This window comes from Inquilinus limosus MP06 (assembly GCF_000767795.1).
In the GTDB taxonomy this organism is placed as follows: Bacteria; Pseudomonadota; Alphaproteobacteria; order DSM-16000; family Inquilinaceae; genus Inquilinus; species Inquilinus limosus_E.
In genome coordinates this window covers 1-14849 of the sequence record NZ_JANX01000103.1, presented here as the reverse complement: position 1 = coordinate 14849, position 14849 = coordinate 1, and the positions used below count along the sequence as shown (strand labels likewise).

The window sequence follows — 14849 nt, the reverse complement described above, 5'->3', positions numbered from 1 at the left end:
GTCACGGCGCTGGCCGCGGCCCTGGCCGGCATGATCGCCAATCTCGGCGGCCTGCTGGATCCCGGCGGCGTCGCGGGCACCACCAGCGCCGCCCGTTGGCTGTTCGGCCTGGTCGCCCTGGCCCCGCTGCTGTGCCTGCCGGTCGCGCTGCGCATCGGCCGCGCCCCGCCGGCGGTGCGGCACGGGCAGGCGTCGTCAGCGCCGCACTAACCTTCCACCACCAGCCGATAGCCGACCCCGGCCTCGGTCGCGATCAGCCGCGGCCGGGCCGGGTCGTCGCCCAGCTTCTGGCGCAGCTGGCCGACATAGACGCGGAGATACTGCATCGCGTCGATATGGGCCGGGCCCCAGACCTCGCGCAGGATCTTCTGGTGCGTCACCACCCGGCCGTGATGGGCGGCCAGGAGGCGCAGGATCTCGAACTCCTTCTTCGACAGCCGGATCTCCTTGCCCTCGAAGCGCACCCTTCGGTGCGGCACGTCGACGGTCAGCGGCCCGGCCTCGATCACCGCCTCCGCCGCCTCGTCCTCCTGGCCGCCGCGGCGCAGGGCGGCACGCAGCCGGGCGGTCAGCTCGGCGATGCCGAAGGGCTTGGTGACATAGTCGTTGGCGCCGCGGTCCAGCGCCTCGACCTTCTCGGCCTCGCCGGCGCGGACCGACAGCACGATCACCGGCACCGCCGACAGCTCGCGGATCCGGCTCAGCACCTGCTGGCCGTCGATGTCGGGCAGGCCGAGGTCGAGGATCACCAGGTCGGGCCGGTCCTGCACCACCCGCTCCAGCCCCTCGGTGCCGCCGGCCGCCTCGATCGGGGCATAGCCGTCGGCGGTCAGGCTGATCTTGAGGAAGCGGCGGATCTGCGGCTCGTCGTCGATGATCAGGATGCGCGGCGCGGCGCGGGTGTCGGGCGAGGTCGTCATCACATCCCCATCGAGATGCCGGGCAGGGCCGGGGCGGTGAGGTCGGGCGGGAAGGTGACGGTGAACACCGCGCCGCGCCGGTCGCCGCGGTTGCCGGCGACGATCTTCCCGCCCATGGTCTCGACGAAGCCGCGGCAGATCGCCAGGCCCAGCCCGGTCCCGGCCTGGGCGCTGTCGCCCTGCTGGATGCGGTGGAACTTGTCGAAGATCGCCTCCAGCTTGTCCTCCGGGATGCCCTCGCCCTCGTCCAGCACGCGGATCGCCAGCCCCTTCTCGTCCCGCGCCGAGACGGTGATGGCGGTGCCGGCCGGGGCGTATTTGGCGGCGTTGTCGATCAAGTTGACCAGCACCTGCTCCAGGAGGATCGGGTCGAGCAGGACCAGCGGCAGGTTCGGCGCGATGTCCAGCACCAGCCGGTGCCGGGCGACCAGGGCGCGGCTGCGCTCCGCCGCCGCGCCGACCACCTCCGCCACCTCGGTCGCCTCCAGCTTCGGCTGCAGCACGCCGGATTCGAGGCGGGTCATGTCCAGCAGGTTGCCGACGAAGCGGTTCAGCCGCTCGGCCTCGTCCTCCACCGTCTCCATCAGCTCGCCGCGCGCCTTCGGGTCCAAGGTGGCGTCGTACCGGCGCAGGCTGGAGATGCCGCCGATGATCGAGGCCAGCGGCGTGCGCAGATCGTGGCTGATCGAGGTCAGGAGGGCGGCGCGCAGCCGCTCGGTCTCCGCCACCACGCGGACCTCGTCGACATCCTTGGCCAGGCGCACCCGCTCGATCGCCACCGCCGCCTGGTCCATCAGGGAATCCAGGAGGCGCTGGTCGTCGGGGCTGAGCAGCGGGCCCGGCTGGTCGCGGTCGATGCCGACCACGCCGATCTGGCCGGAGGCGGTGCGCCAGGGCAGGAACAGCCATTTGCCGCCGGGCAGCGTGTCCGCCCCCCGCCCCGCCGGCCGGTCATTGGCCCAGCTCCACTGCGCGGCCGCCCGCTCCGCCTCCTCGATCCGGTCCTCCGGCGGATAGCCGGCGACCACCTGCAGCGACCCGTCCTGCGGCATCAGCACGACCACGCGCAGCTTCAGCATCGCGGCGATCTGGTAGGCCGCGGCCCAGAGCAGGTCGTCGGCCGAGGCGATCGCCGCCAGCTTGCGGCTGAACCCGAACAGCTCCGCCGTCGCACGAGCCCGCGCGGCGGCGGCCCGAGCCTGCAGCCGCGCCCGGCTCTGCAGGTTCGAGGTGACGGCGGCGACCACCAGGAAGAACACCAGCGTGGTGACGTTCGACGGGTCGGCGATCACCAGGCTGTACAGCGGCGGCAGGAAGAAGAAGTTGACCGCGAAGACGCTGAGCAGCGAGGCGAAGATCGACGGCCCCAGCCCGTAGCGCGCGGCGCAGAACAGCACCGGCAGCAGGAACACCAGCGCGATGCTGTTGCTGGTGGCGACGAAGGCGACCAGATGGGCGGCGGCGGTGGTGGCCGCCACGCCGACCGCGGCCACCAGATAGGGCCGCGGGTCGAGGCCGGCATCGGCCGGGCGGGTCTGGATCCGCTCCTGGCCCGGCTGGGCCTCGGCCTCCTCCCCCGCCATGACATGGACCGAGATCGAGCCCGCCTTGCGCACCAGCTCATGCACCACCGAGCCGTGCAGCAGCTCGAACCAGCGCGGCCGGTCGGACTTGCCGATGACGATCTGGGTGATGTTGTTGCGCCGGGCATAGGTCAGGAGCTCGGCGACGATGTCGTTGGCCGGGATCGTCACGGTCTCGCCGCCCAGCTTCTCGGCCAGCAGCAGGGCGCGGGCGACGCCGTCGCGCTCGGCCTCGCCCAGCCGGTGGTGACGCGATCCCTCGATGTAGACGGCGACCCAGCGAGCGCCCAGCCGGTCGGCCACGCGCCGGGCGTAGCGCACCAGCGCCTCGCTGTTCGGCGCCTCGCTGACACAGACCATGACGCGGTCGCCGGCGGCCCAGGGGCCGGTGATGGCGTGGGCGCGCATATAGCCCAGCATCTGATCATCGACCCGCTGGGCGGTGCGGCGCAGCGCCAGCTCGCGCAGCGCGGTCAGGTTGCCGGGCTTGAAGAAATGGTCGACCGCGCGCCGCGCCTGGTCGCGGATATAGACCTTGCCCTCGGCCAGCCGCTTCTGCAGGTCCTCCGGCGTCAGGTCGATCAGCTCGATCTCGTCGGCGCCGTCGATCCAGGCATCCGGCACCGTCTCGCGCACCCGGATACGGGTGATCCGGGCGACGACGTCATTCAGGCTCTCGACATGCTGGATGTTCAGCGTGGTCCAGACATCGATGCCGGCGGCCAGGATCTCCTCGACATCCTGGTAGCGCTTGTCGTGCCGGCTGCCGGGGGCGTTGGTGTGGGCCAGCTCGTCGACCAGCACCAGGGCCGGTTTGCGCGCCAGGATGGCGTCGAGATCCATCTCCTCCAGGCTGCGGCCGCGATGCTCGGCCCGGCGGCGGGGGATGATTTCGAAGCCGCCGACCAGCGCCTGGGTCTCGGCCCTTCCATGGGTCTCGACCACGCCGATGACGACGTCGACCCCGTCGCGCCGCCGCGCGGCGCCCTGGGACAGCATCTCGTAGGTCTTGCCGACGCCGGGCGCCGCCCCGAGGAAGATCTTGAGGCGGCCGCGGGTTTTCGCGACCGCCTCAAGCAGAGCTTCCGGCGAGGGACGATGATCGTCGTCGGACCGATCGGTCAGTGACATTGCGCCAGGATGACTATGGGGTCGTCAGCCCGTCCAGCGCCATGTTGAGCTGCAGGACATTGACCCGCGGCTCGCCGATCAGGCCCAGCAGCCGGCCGCTGGTCGCGCCCTGTACCAGCTGGCGCACCTTGTCCGCCGGCAGGTTGCGGGCGGCTGCGACCCGGGCGACCTGCAGCTCGGCATTCGCCGGGCTGATGTCCGGGTCGAGGCCCGAGGCCGAGCTGGTGACCATGTCGGCCGGCGGGTTCTTGATGCCCTGCGCCGCCAGCGCGTCGACATCGCCCTTCACCCGGTCGGACAGCGCCTGGCTGGTCGGGCCGAGGTTGGAGCCGGCCGAGTTGGCGGCGTTGTAGGGCTGCGCCACCGACTGGGTCGGGTCGTTCGGGTCGGCGCCCGAGGTCGCCGAGATGCGGCCGTGGAAGTACTTCTCGCTGGTGAAGTTCTGGCCGATCAGGGCGGCGCCGATGACGGTGCCGTCGGCGCGCTTCACCAGGCTGCCATTGGCCTGGCTTGGGAACAGCCCCTGGGTCACGCCGGTCATGGCGAAGGGGTAGGCGATGCCGGTGAGGATCGTCAGCAGGACGATCATCACGATGGCGGGACGGATCTGGTTCAGCATGGTGGCCTCACGCCAGGCCCAGGGCGGTGACGATCAGGTCGATCGCCTTGATCCCGACGAACGGGATGATGATGCCGCCCAGGCCGTAGATCAGAAGGTTGCGCCGCAGCAGTGCGGCCGCGCTGAGCGCCCGGTAGCGGACGCCGCGCAGCGCCAGCGGGATCAGGGCGATGATGATCAGCGCGTTGAAGATGATCGCCGACAGGATCGCGCTCTGCGGCGAGTGCAGATCCATGACGTTGAGCACCCCGAGCTGCGGGTAGAAGGCCAGGAACATCGCCGGGATGATGGCGAAGTACTTGGCCACGTCGTTGGCGATCGAGAAGGTGGTCAGGGCGCCGCGGGTGATCAGCAGCTGCTTGCCGATGCCCACCACCTCGATCAGCTTGGTCGGGTCGCTGTCGAGGTCGACCATGTTGCCGGCCTCGCGCGCCGCCACCGTGCCGGTCTGCATCGCCACGCCGACATCCGCCTGTGCGAGCGCCGGCGCGTCGTTGGTGCCGTCGCCGCACATGGCGACCAGCCGGCCCTTGCCCTGCTCCTCGCGGATCAGGGCCAGCTTGGCCTCCGGCGTCGCCTGGGCCAGGAAGTCGTCGACCCCCGCCTCGGCCGCGATCGCCGCGGCGGTCAGCGGGTTGTCGCCGGTGATCATCACCGTGCGGATGCCCATCCGCCGCAGCTCGGCGAAGCGCTCACGGATGCCGCCCTTGACCACGTCCTTCAGGTGGATGACGCCCAGCGGCCTGCCGTCTTTGGCCACCGCCAGCGGCGTGCCGCCGGCCTTGGCGATGCGCTCGGTGATCTGCTCCAGCTCCTTCGGCATGGCCAAGCGCGGGTTGCCGGCGACCTCGCGAACATGGGCGATGACGGCGTCGACGGCACCCTTGCGGATGACCGAGCCCTCGACATCCACGCCGCTCATCCGCGTCTGCGCGGTGAAGGGCACGAACTGGGCGTGCATGCGGCCGACCTCGCGGGCGCGCAGCCCGTACTTCTCCTTCGCCAGCACCACGACCGAGCGGCCTTCCGGCGTCTCGTCGCTGAGGGAGGAGAGCTGGGCGGCGTCCGCCAGCTCGGCGTCGGTGACGCCGGGCAGCGGCACGAACTCGGTGGCCAGGCGGTTGCCCAGCGTGATGGTGCCGGTCTTGTCCAAGAGCAGCGTGTCGACGTCGCCCGCGGCCTCGACCGCGCGGCCGGACATGGCCAGCACGTTGAAGCGCACGAGGCGGTCCATGCCGGCGATGCCGATGGCGGACAAGAGCGCGCCGATCGTGGTCGGGATCAGGGTGACGAACAGCGCCACCAGCACCACCACCGAGATCGACCCGCCGGCATAGGCGGCGAAGCTGGGGATGGTGACCGTGGCGAAGACGAAGATGATCGAGAGCCCGGCCAAGAGGATGTTCAGCGCGATCTCGTTCGGCGTCTTCTGGCGCTGCGCGCCCTCGATCAGCGAGATCATGCGGTCGAGGAAGGTCGACCCCTGGGCCGCGGTGATGCGCACCTTGACCCAGTCCGACAGCACCCGGGTGCCGCCGGTGACGGCCGAGCGGTCGCCGCCGGATTCGCGGATCACCGGGGCGGATTCGCCGGTGATCGCGCTTTCGTCGACCGAGGCGATGCCCTCGATCACCTCGCCGTCCGACGGGATCAGGTCGCCGGCCTCGACCAGCACCAGGTCGCCCTGGCGCAGGGAGAGGGCCGGTACCGGCTCGGTGTCGCGGCCGGCAGCGTCGCGCAGCCGCTTGGCCACGGTGTCGGTGCGGGTGCGGCGCAGGCTTTCGGCCTGTGCCTTGCCGCGGCCCTCGGCCACCGCCTCGGCGAAGTTGGCGAACAGCACGGTGAACCAGAGCCAGAGCACGATCTGGATGGTGAAGCCGATGCCGGCCGCGCCGGTGGCGATGTCGCGCAGCAGCAGCACCGTGGTCAGGGCCGCGACGGTCTCGACCACGAACATCACCGGGTTGCGCCACATCACGCGCGGGTCGAGCTTGCGGACCGCGTCGAACGCGGCCGGGCCCATGATCTTGGCGTCGAACAGCGACGCCGGAGTGTTGGAAGTCTTCATGACCGAAGTTCCGATCAGAACAGGGTGCCGGCGGAAGCGGCGAGCTGGTCCACGATCGGACCCAGCGCCAGGGCCGGGAAGAAGGTCAGGCCGCCCATGATCAGCACCACGCCGATCAGCAGGCCGACGAAGAGCGGCCCGGTGGTCGGGAAGGTGCCGGAGGAGGGCGGCAGGCTGCGCTTGGCGGCGAGCGACCCGGCGACGGCCAGCATCGGCACGATCATCAGGAAGCGGCCGATCAGCATCGCGAAGCCGAGGGTCACCGTGTAGAACAGCGAGGTCGCGGTCAGGCCGCCGAAGGCCGAGCCGTTGTTCGCCGTGCCCGAGGTGTAGGCGTACAGCACCTCGGTGAAGCCGTGCGGCCCGGGGTTGAGGATGCCGGCCAGGCCCGCCTGGGTCGACACCGCGAGCGCGGTGAGGCCCAGCATCGACGCCGGCAGGATCAAGAGGGCCAGCATGGTCATCTTGACCTCCTTGGCCTCGATCTTCTTGCCGACATATTCCGGCGTGCGGCCGACCATCAGCCCGGCGACGAAGATCGCCTCGATGACGAACAGCAGCATGCCGTACAGGCCGGCGCCGACGCCGCCGATGATCACCTCGCCCAGCATCATGTTGACCAGCGGCACCATGCCGCCGAGCGCGGTCAGGCTGTCATGCTGCGCGATGATCGCGCCGCAGGAGGCGGCGGTGGTGACCACCGCGAACAGGGCCGACAGCGCCTCCCCGAAGCGGACCTCCTTGCCCTCCATGTTGCCGAGGGTGGTGTCGACGCCGAGCGAGGCCAGGAGATGCCCGCCGCCGGCCTCCTGCCAATAGGCGATGAAGACGCCGGCCAGGAACAGCACGCCCATGGCGGCGAAGATCGCCCAGCCCTGCTTCTCGTTGCCGACCATGCGGCCGAAGGTGTTGGTCAGGCCGGCGCCGATCGCGAAGATCAGCACCATCTGCACCAGGTTCGACAGCGCGGTCGGATTCTCGTAGGGATGGGCCGAGTTGGCGTTGAAGAAGCCGCCGCCATTGGTGCCCAGCATCTTGATCGCCAGCTGCGAGGCCACCGGCCCCTGGGCGATGGTCTGATGCGCGCCTTCCAGCGTGGTGGCGTCGACAGTGGCGCCCAGGGTCTGCGGCACGCCCTGCCAGACGAAGAAGATGGTGGCGACGATGCAGATCGGCAGCAGCACGTAGAGGGTGGCCCGGGTCAGGTCGACCCAGAAGTTGCCGATGGTCTGGGCCGAGCGCCGGGCGAAGCCGCGCACCAGCGCGATGGCGAGCGCGATGCCGGTCGCGGCCGACACGAAGTTCTGCACCGTCAGCCCGGCCATCTGCACCAGGTAGCCCATGGTGCTTTCGCCGCCATAGGACTGCCAGTTGGTGTTGGTGACGAAGCTGGCCGCGGTGTTGAAGGCGATGCCTTCCGGCACCGCCGACATGCCGGCCGGGTTCAGCGGCAGCACGTCCTGGAAGCGCTGCAGCGCGTACAGCAGGGCGAATCCCGCCACGCTGAACAGCAGCATGGCGAAGGCGTAGCCGGTCCAATGCTGCTCGCGGTCCTCGCGCACGCCGGCGGCGGCGTAGAGCACACGCTCGACCGGGCGGAGGACGGGGGAGAGGAAGGTGCGCTCGCCGGAGAAGACCCGGGTCATGTAGCCGCCGAGCGGGCGCACGATGAGGACCACGATCGCGCAGTAGATGGCGATCTGGATCCAGCCGTTGAGAGTCATGGCTGTCTCAGAATTTCTCGGGGCGAACGAGGGCGTAGACGAGGTAGCCGAGCAGCAGCACGGATACGACGCCGCCGAGGATGAGATCGAAGGTCATCGCTTCCTCTAGAGCCGGTCGCACAGCAACACGTAGCCCAGGCCGACGGCGAAGAACGCCGCAGCCAGGGCAAGCATCAGGACGTCGAGCACGAAATCTCCTTCCCGCAGACGGACTGCGGAATCGTGTGATCGGCGCGGATCAGACACCCGGGGCGCATAAAAATTCGATCCGGATTTCCGCCCGGCTATGCTGGCCACGTTGGGGCTGGAATCGGGGAGACGAGCGATGATGACGGGCGGATGCCTATGTGGGGCGGTGCGGTACGAGGTGGCGGCCGACCCCGTCTACACCGGTCATTGCCATTGCCGGGACTGCCAGAGGTCCAGCGGCGCCGGCCATTCGACCTATGTCGGCGTGCCGCTCGCGGCGCTGACCGTGCGCGGCGAGACCCGCTTCTATGCCCAGGCCGGCGGCAGCGGGCTGCAGGCCGTGCGCCATTTCTGCCCGGTGTGCGGCAGCCATCTCTTCGGCACGGCCGAGATGGACCCGGAGATGGCGACGCTCTATGCCGGGACGCTGGACGACCCGTCGGTGATCCGGCCGGACGCCGCGATCAACGTCCGCAGCCGCCAGCCCTGGGACCGGGTCGAGGGCGGGCTGCCGGAATTCGAGGGCATGCCGCCCGGGGCCGGCGGCGCATAGCGGCGGATGGATGGAGATGGAGAGCGGAATGAGCCGGTTCTGGAGCCCGATCGTCGCCACCCTGACCCCCTATGTGGCGGGGGAGCAGCCGGCGGTGCCCGACCTGGTGAAGCTGAACACCAACGAGAACCCCTACGGCCCCTCCCCGCGCGCGCTGGCCGCGATCCGCGAGGCGGCGGCGGATACCTTGCGCCTGTACCCCGAGCCGACCGCGCTGCGGCTGCGCCAGGCCATCGCCGCCACCCATGGCATCGGCGCCGACCAGGTCTTCGTCGGCAACGGGTCGGACGAGGTGCTGGCCCATGCCTTCGCCGGCCTGCTGAAGCATGACGGGCCGCTGCTGTTCCCGGACGTCACCTACAGCTTCTATCCGACCTGGTGCAGCCTGTACGGCATCGACCATCGCGCGGTGCCGGTCGATGACGCGCTGCAGGTTCGCGTCGCCGATTTCCGTCGGCCCTGCGGCGCCATCATCCTGCCGAACCCGAACGCCCCGACCGGCCTCGCTTTGCCGCTGGACGGGATCGAGACGCTGCTGCGCGACCACCCGGACCAGCCGGTGGTGATCGACGAGGCCTATGTCGATTTCGGGGCGGAGAGCGCGGTGCCGCTGGTCGCCCGCCACCCGAACCTGCTGGTGGTGCAGACCTTCTCCAAATCGCGCAGCCTGGCCGGGCTGCGGGTCGGCTTCGCCATCGGCCAGCGCCCGCTGATCGAGGCGCTGGAGCGGGTGCGCGACAGCTTCAACTCCTACCCCACCGACCGGCTGGCCCTGGCCGGGGCGGTCGCGGCCTGGGAGGACCGGGCGTGGTTCGAGACGCAGCGCGACCGGGTGGTCGCCAGCCGGGAGCGGCTGGCCGGCGCCCTGCGCGGCCTGGGGTTCGAGGTACTGCCCTCGGCCGCCAACTTCCTGTTCGCGCGCCACCCCGCGATGCCGGGCGAGGCGCTGGCCGCCGGGCTGCGCGCCCGGGCGATCCTGGTGCGCCGCTTCGCCCGGCCGCGGATCCAGGACCATCTGCGCATCAGCATCGGCACGGATGCGGAGTGCGACCGGCTGGTGGCGGCTCTTGGCGAGCTGACCGGCGCCGCGCCGGCGGCGTGACGATCGCTCCGGCGCGCCGGAAGTCTGCGTCCCTCTCGGAATTCCCAGCACCGTCATTGCGAGCGCAGCGAAGCAATCCAGGGGCCGGTGCGCACCGGCCCCTGGATTGCTTCGTCGGCTTCGCCTCCTCGCAATGACGGGGAATTTTGGACCATGGCGATCATCCCACCCGTACCGCCCGTTTCCGCCGCGCCGGCCAGTCAGGCCAGCGTGAGGTAGATCTCGGCCTCGATCACCCAATCGGCGCCGGTCCTGCGCCATTTGGCGGCGTAGGTGCCGGAGGCGAGCGGCAGGCCGCCGGCGGCGGCGATGCCCTGCCAGCGGCCATGCTCCAGCGCGATCGGCTCGACCGGCGACACGACGATGCTCTCCGGGGTGCGCGTGTACACCGTGCGCAGGGAGGCGGCGAACTCGGCCTCCCACGCCGCGAGCTGGGCCTTGCGGCCGGAGAGAACGGCGCTGTCGGTGCCGGTGACCAGGACGACATCCTGCGCCAGGAGCGGGCCGATGGCCTTGAGGTCCGCCCTGGCCAGGGCCTGGTTGAAGGCCTCGCGCCGCTGGCGGATGGCACGATCGGCGGCTTGGGTCATCTCAGGGGTCCGGTGAAGGGATCGACAGCCGGGGATATAACCTCTGCGCATGACGGAGGTCGATGCCCGCCGGGCGAGCCGCGACCTCAGCGCGCCTCGGCGGGCCATCTCTCGCGCTGGGCGAGAACACGAGCGACCTCGGCCATGTTCTCCGTGCCCCAGACGCAGAGCGGCTCGAGCGCCTTTGTCAGGCTCAGACCGAGAGGGGTGAGTGCGTAATCGACCCGCGGCGGCACCTCCTTGTAATCGGTCCGGACGATGAGATCGTCGGCCTCCAGCTCCTTCAGCTGCTGGATCAGCACCTTGTCGCTCACGCCGCGCACCGCCCGCCTGAGCGCCCCGTACCGGGTCGGTCCCTGCAGCAGGAAATAGAGGATCAGCGGCTTCCACTTGCCGGCAATGACGCGAAGCGTGGCGTCGAGCCCGCAGCTGAAACGGGGCGAGGATGTCGGGACGTCGCTCATGATTTTGATACTTACCAAAAGGTGCATACTTGTCCATGGGTATGCGACCCGCCAGATCGAAGCCACCTGAATGCAGGAGGCAAAGCATGACCAGGCTGGAAGGCAAGACCGCGGTGGTGACCGGCGGCGGAAGCGGCATCGGGCTCGGCGCCGCCAAGCGTTTCGTCGAGGAGGGGGCGTTCGTCTACATCTTCGGGCGGCGGCAGGATGCGCTGGACGCGGCTCTCGCGCAGCTGGGGCCGAACGCCCGGGCCGTGCGGGGCTCGGTCACCGAGATGGCCGATCTCGACCGACTGTTCGAAGCCGTGAAGGCGGAACGCGGCGGGCTCGACATCCTGTTCGCCAACGCCGGCACCGGTGATCTGGTGCCGCTCGGCGAGATCACGCCGGAGCAGTTCGACCGGACCTTCGGCGTCAATGTGAAAGGCCTGCTGTTCACCGTGCAGAAGGCCCTGCCGCTGATGTCGTCCGGGGCATCGATCATCCTCACCGGCTCCAGCACGGGCGTGATGGGGACGCCGCGGTTCAGCGTCTACAGCGCCACCAAGGCGGCCATCCGCAACTTCGCGCGCAGCTGGGCGCTGGATCTGCAGGGCACCGGCATCCGCGTCAACGTGCTCTCGCCGGGGCCGACCCGGACGGAGCTGGCGATCGAGGTGGTGGGAGAGGAGGCGATGGATGCTTTGGGCGCCGCCACGCCGCTCGGCCGGATGGGCGACCCTGCCGAGACGGGCGCCGTCGCCGCGTTCCTCGCCTCGTCGGACAGCAGCTTCATGACCGGCAGCGAGGTCTTCGTCGACGGCGGCCTCGCCCAGGTCTGACGTTCGGCGGAGGGGCCGGCCATGGCGCGGCCGCTCAACACGAGCGCTGCCGTGCCATGGCCGGCCTCGGTGGCGCAGCCCCGCGCCAGGCGTGCCGCGCCAGCCGCCAGCCGGCCGGACGCCGTTCGGGACGGTGAGGCCTGGCACCGGCAGCGGCTCCGGCCGTGATCCGCCGGCCGCCGGCAGCCTCACCGCTTACGGGCGACGAGGAAGGGGCGGATGTCCCTGCCGCGCGAGGCGTGGCGGCCGCGCTCGACGATCTCGAACCCGGCCGCCGCGATCTCCCGCTCCAGCTCCTCCGCGCCGAGAAAGGCCACCGAGGGCGCCTTGCCGACGAGCTGCATCAGCGGCAGGACGAGACGCAGCAGCGGCGTCGCCTCCCGCAGGCACGGCGTCTTGGAGATGAACAGCCCGCCGGGCTTCAGCAGCCGGTGAACGGCCCGCAGCGCCGTGTCCCGCGCCGTCACCAGATGCAGGACGTTGAAGCCGAGGGCGGCGTCAAAGGCCCCGTCCAGCCCCGCGATCCCGCCGGGCGTCCCGACCCGGAACTCGGCATTGGCGCATCCCTCCGCCTTCCTGCGGGCGATCGCGATCATCTCGCCCGAGATGTCGGTCGCCAGGATGCGTCCGACGGACGGGGCGAGCGCGAGCGCCGTCGTCCCCGTGCCGCAGCCGAATTCGAAGACCGTGTCGCCGGCCTTGAGATGGTGCCGCGTGCGCGCCAGCGTGCGCTGATAGCCAGCCGGGTCGGAGACCCGGCTGGCGGCGTATCGGCGCGCGCCCCGGTCCCAGAAACGCGTGTCGCTGGCGATGTCCGGCATGGCTCCCCCTTCTACCGCCCCGTCATGCCGGCCCGGATGGCGTCAGCCCGGCCGGGCCACCCAGACCAGCCCGTGCCAGGGCGTGCCGTCGATGACCGAGGTGAAGTCGCGCGACGGCTCCCGCCGCAGGCCCAGCCGCGCCATCACCGCCTGCGACCGCAGATTGTCCGGCGCGGTGTAGGCCAGGATCTCGGAGAAGCCGAGCCGCCCGAACCCGTCGCGCAGCGCCGCCGCCGCGGCCTCGGTGGCGTAACCCTGGCCCCAGGCATGCCGCGCCAGGCGCCAGCCGATATCGACATGGGGACCGGCCGCATGCTCCGGCCCCGACCGCATCAGCCCGGCATAGCCCAGCACCGTGCCGGAGAGATCCGTCACCGCCCAGCGGCAGAAGCCCCGGCGATGATAGCAGACGATGTAGCGGTCGAGCTTGGCGTCGCTGCCCGCCCGGTCCAGCGGCCCGCCCAGGTCGCGCATCACCTCGGGATCCGCGGTCAGGGCGGCGAAGGCGTCGCGGTCCTGCTTCCGCCAGGGCCGCAGCCGCAGGCGCGGCGTGGCCAGGATCATGATCGATCTCGCATCAGCGCGATTCCCCCCGAACGCCGTCAGGCTTTATCACGGCCGGGCCCGCCTCCGGAACCTGTGCCCGCGGCGCCGGGGCGCGGCCGCATGCTTCGGCCGGCGTCGAAGCATGGCGACGCCGGGCGGGCTATGATGGCGCCGAACCGATGGAGGCGCCCCATGCCTGTCACCCCGCCCGTCTCGCGCCCGCCCACGCCGATCAACCCTGGCGTCGCCTACACCGCCCAGCTGATCGCCGACCCGGCGCGCGCCAACATGCTGAACGCCCTGGTCGACGGCCGGGCCCGGCCGGCGGGCGAGCTGGCCTATGCCGCCGGGGTGACGCCGCAGACCGCCAGCTCGCATCTCGCCAAGCTGGTGCAGGGCGGGCTGCTGACGGTCGAGACCGAGGGCCGGCACCGCTATTTCCGCCTGGCCGGCGCCCATGTCGCCCAAGCGCTGGAGCAGCTCGCCGCGATCGGGCCGCACATGCCGGTGCGCCGCAAGCCGCTGAGCCGCGACGCCCGCCGGTTCGCCTTCGCGCGCTGCTGCTACGACCACCTGGCCGGCCGGCTGGGCGTGGCCGTGACCCGGGCGCTGCAGGAGCGGGCGCTGATCGTGCCGGCGCCGGAGAAGCGGTTCGAGGTGACTCCGGCGGGCCATGACTGGTTCGCCGGACTTGGCCTCGATGTCGCTTCGCTGCGCCCGACCCGGCGCGGCCTGGCCCGGCAATGCCTGGACTGGACCGAGCGGGAGCACCATCTGGCCGGGCCGCTCGGGGTACGGTTCCTCGGGGTGCTGTGCGACAAGGGCTGGCTGCGGCGCTCCCCCTCCTCCCGCGCGGTCGAGGTCACGCCGCAGGGCTGGGCCGGGCTGAAGGAGCGGCTGGGCGTCCCGCCCGGCCTGGACAAGGCCGCCTGAGGCTCAGGGCTTCAGCCGCGCCAGCGCCATCATCGCGCCACCGGCCACCAGGCCCCAGAAGGCCGCGCCGATGCCGAACAGGGAGAGGCCGGAGACGGTGGTGACGAAGGTCACGACCGCCGGCAGCCGCTCCTCCTCCCGCGCCAGCGCGGTCGACAGGGCGCCGCCGAGGCTGCCCAGCAGCGCCAGGCCGGCCACCGCCTGGATCAGCAGCGGCGGCGAGGCGGCGATGAAGGCGGCGGCGAAGCCGGCGAACAGGCCGATCACGACATAGACCGCACCGGCCACCACCGCCGCCGGCCAGCGCCGCGCCGGGTCGGGATGCGCCTCGGCCGAGGCGCAGAGCGCCGCGGTGATCGCCGACAGGTTGACCGCATGGCCGCCGATCAGCGCGGCCAGGCCGCTGGTCACGCCGGTGGCGACGAACAGCGGCCCGACCGGCGGGCGGTAGCCATTGGCGTTCAGCACCGCCAGCCCCGGCACGTTCTGCGACGCCATCGTGACGATGAACAGCGGCACGGCGATGCCGATGATCGCGCCGGTGGTGAAGGCCGGGGCGACGACGACCGGCTGCGGCCAGAGATGGGCGAAGGCCTCCGGCGGCACCGCGGTGGTCACGCCGATCATCGCCAGGGCGGCGACGACGGCCAGCGGCACGGCGTAGAGCCTGGCGAAGCGCCAGGCCAGGGCCCAGACCAGCACCACCGGCAGCGCCAGCATCGGCATGGCGCCGACCGCCCGGGCCGGGGCCAGGCAGAGGTCGAGCAGCACCCCGGCCAGCATGG

17 protein-coding genes are annotated in these 14849 nt (G+C 71.3%); 5 read left to right on the top strand and 12 right to left on the bottom strand.

The window, feature by feature from the left end:
* Window positions 1-210, top strand: a 210-nt coding sequence (locus P409_RS39960) for a hypothetical protein (RefSeq protein WP_034835472.1), incomplete at its 5' end; no start/stop codon positions are given.
* Here the strand turns inward: P409_RS39960 and P409_RS11040 are convergent.
* From P409_RS11040 to P409_RS38815, 7 genes are read right to left on the bottom strand one after another with little or no spacing between them, the layout of a single operon-like run.
* Window positions 207-920 (bottom strand): response regulator, encoded by a 714-nt coding sequence (locus P409_RS11040; RefSeq protein ID WP_052120388.1) that lies wholly within the window; start codon window positions 918-920, stop codon window positions 207-209. The two genes, P409_RS39960 and P409_RS11040, sit on opposite strands and share 4 nt — an antisense overlap.
* Entirely contained in the window at window positions 920-3634 is a 2715-nt protein-coding gene (locus tag P409_RS11035; protein WP_034835470.1) for a sensor histidine kinase, read from the bottom strand. The genes P409_RS11040 and P409_RS11035 overlap by 1 nt, the downstream gene beginning before the upstream one ends.
* 13 nt (window positions 3635-3647) lie before the next feature.
* Window positions 3648-4253, bottom strand: a complete 606-nt coding sequence (kdpC, locus tag P409_RS11030; RefSeq protein ID WP_034835467.1) for a potassium-transporting ATPase subunit KdpC — start codon at window positions 4251-4253, stop codon at window positions 3648-3650.
* 7 nt (window positions 4254-4260) lie between these two features.
* Window positions 4261-6321 (bottom strand): potassium-transporting ATPase subunit KdpB, encoded by a 2061-nt coding sequence (kdpB, locus tag P409_RS11025; RefSeq protein ID WP_034835463.1) that lies wholly within the window; start codon window positions 6319-6321, stop codon window positions 4261-4263.
* Between the two features lie 14 nt (window positions 6322-6335).
* Complete coding sequence (kdpA, locus tag P409_RS11020; protein WP_034835460.1) at window positions 6336-8045, bottom strand: potassium-transporting ATPase subunit KdpA; 1710 nt, start codon at window positions 8043-8045, stop codon at window positions 6336-6338.
* Between the two features lie 7 nt (window positions 8046-8052).
* Entirely contained in the window at window positions 8053-8142 is a 90-nt protein-coding gene (gene kdpF / locus P409_RS37040) for a K(+)-transporting ATPase subunit F (RefSeq protein ID WP_081991425.1), read from the bottom strand.
* Between the two features lie 8 nt (window positions 8143-8150).
* The gene (locus tag P409_RS38815; protein WP_161790375.1) at window positions 8151-8342 is read right to left on the bottom strand and encodes a hypothetical protein; all 192 of its coding nucleotides are present in this window, start codon (window positions 8340-8342) and stop codon (window positions 8151-8153) included.
* Window positions 8343-8370: 28 nt separating this feature from the next.
* On the opposite strand from P409_RS38815, the gene P409_RS11015 reads away from it, so the two are divergent.
* Together P409_RS11015 and P409_RS11010 are read left to right on the top strand one after the other, a co-directional pair.
* Window positions 8371-8787, top strand: a complete 417-nt coding sequence (locus P409_RS11015; protein ID WP_034835458.1) for a GFA family protein — start codon at window positions 8371-8373, stop codon at window positions 8785-8787.
* Window positions 8788-8815: 28 nt separating this feature from the next.
* Window positions 8816-9889: a pyridoxal phosphate-dependent aminotransferase gene (locus P409_RS11010; protein ID WP_034835455.1), complete on the top strand. Its 1074-nt coding sequence runs from the start codon at window positions 8816-8818 to the stop codon at window positions 9887-9889.
* Between the two features lie 200 nt (window positions 9890-10089).
* Here the strand turns inward: P409_RS11010 and P409_RS11005 are convergent, their stop codons facing one another.
* Window positions 10090-10479: a YybH family protein gene (locus tag P409_RS11005; protein WP_034835454.1), complete on the bottom strand. Its 390-nt coding sequence runs from the start codon at window positions 10477-10479 to the stop codon at window positions 10090-10092.
* An 86-nt stretch (window positions 10480-10565) separates the two neighbouring features.
* Window positions 10566-10943, bottom strand: a complete 378-nt coding sequence (locus P409_RS11000; RefSeq protein ID WP_034835474.1) for a winged helix-turn-helix transcriptional regulator — start codon at window positions 10941-10943, stop codon at window positions 10566-10568.
* Between the two features lie 86 nt (window positions 10944-11029).
* Between P409_RS11000 and P409_RS10995 the strand changes: the two genes are divergently transcribed.
* Complete coding sequence (locus P409_RS10995; RefSeq protein WP_034835451.1) at window positions 11030-11764, top strand: SDR family NAD(P)-dependent oxidoreductase; 735 nt, start codon at window positions 11030-11032, stop codon at window positions 11762-11764.
* 188 nt (window positions 11765-11952) lie between these two features.
* Here P409_RS10995 and P409_RS10990 read toward each other — a convergent pair whose 3' ends face one another.
* A complete protein-coding gene (locus P409_RS10990) occupies window positions 11953-12585 on the bottom strand; it encodes a class I SAM-dependent methyltransferase (RefSeq protein ID WP_034835449.1) in 633 nt (210 codons plus the stop codon).
* Between the two features lie 42 nt (window positions 12586-12627).
* Window positions 12628-13149, bottom strand: coding sequence for a GNAT family N-acetyltransferase (locus P409_RS10985; RefSeq protein WP_034835448.1), 522 nt, complete (start codon window positions 13147-13149; stop codon window positions 12628-12630).
* 174 nt (window positions 13150-13323) lie between these two features.
* Between P409_RS10985 and P409_RS10980 the strand changes: the two genes are divergently transcribed.
* Window positions 13324-14064, top strand: coding sequence for an ArsR/SmtB family transcription factor (locus P409_RS10980; protein WP_052120386.1), 741 nt, complete (start codon window positions 13324-13326; stop codon window positions 14062-14064).
* A gap of 3 nt (window positions 14065-14067) precedes the next feature.
* Here P409_RS10980 and P409_RS10975 read toward each other — a convergent pair.
* Window positions 14068-14849: benzoate/H(+) symporter BenE family transporter (locus P409_RS10975; protein ID WP_034835447.1), on the bottom strand; the 782-nt coding region annotated here is incomplete at its 5' end.

Excerpts from the sequence above, each read along its gene's own strand:
- P409_RS11040 (WP_052120388.1), bottom strand. The coding sequence starts at position 920 with ATGACGACCTCGCCCGACACCCGCGCCGCGCCGCGCATCCTGATCATC.
- P409_RS11035 (WP_034835470.1), bottom strand. The coding sequence starts at position 3,634 with ATGTCACTGACCGATCGGTCCGACGACGATCATCGTCCCTCGCCGGAA.
- kdpC (WP_034835467.1), bottom strand. The coding sequence starts at position 4,253 with ATGCTGAACCAGATCCGTCCCGCCATCGTGATGATCGTCCTGCTGACG.
- kdpB (WP_034835463.1), bottom strand. The coding sequence starts at position 6,321 with ATGAAGACTTCCAACACTCCGGCGTCGCTGTTCGACGCCAAGATCATG.
- kdpA (WP_034835460.1), bottom strand. The coding sequence starts at position 8,045 with ATGACTCTCAACGGCTGGATCCAGATCGCCATCTACTGCGCGATCGTG.
- kdpF (WP_081991425.1), bottom strand. The coding sequence starts at position 8,142 with ATGACCTTCGATCTCATCCTCGGCGGCGTCGTATCCGTGCTGCTGCTC.
- P409_RS11015 (WP_034835458.1), top strand. The coding sequence starts at position 8,371 with ATGATGACGGGCGGATGCCTATGTGGGGCGGTGCGGTACGAGGTGGCG.
- P409_RS11010 (WP_034835455.1), top strand. The coding sequence starts at position 8,816 with ATGAGCCGGTTCTGGAGCCCGATCGTCGCCACCCTGACCCCCTATGTG.
- P409_RS11005 (WP_034835454.1), bottom strand. The coding sequence starts at position 10,479 with ATGACCCAAGCCGCCGATCGTGCCATCCGCCAGCGGCGCGAGGCCTTC.
- P409_RS11000 (WP_034835474.1), bottom strand. The coding sequence starts at position 10,943 with ATGAGCGACGTCCCGACATCCTCGCCCCGTTTCAGCTGCGGGCTCGAC.
- P409_RS10995 (WP_034835451.1), top strand. The coding sequence starts at position 11,030 with ATGACCAGGCTGGAAGGCAAGACCGCGGTGGTGACCGGCGGCGGAAGC.
- P409_RS10990 (WP_034835449.1), bottom strand. The coding sequence starts at position 12,585 with ATGCCGGACATCGCCAGCGACACGCGTTTCTGGGACCGGGGCGCGCGC.
- P409_RS10985 (WP_034835448.1), bottom strand. The coding sequence starts at position 13,149 with ATGATCCTGGCCACGCCGCGCCTGCGGCTGCGGCCCTGGCGGAAGCAG.
- P409_RS10980 (WP_052120386.1), top strand. The coding sequence starts at position 13,324 with ATGCCTGTCACCCCGCCCGTCTCGCGCCCGCCCACGCCGATCAACCCT.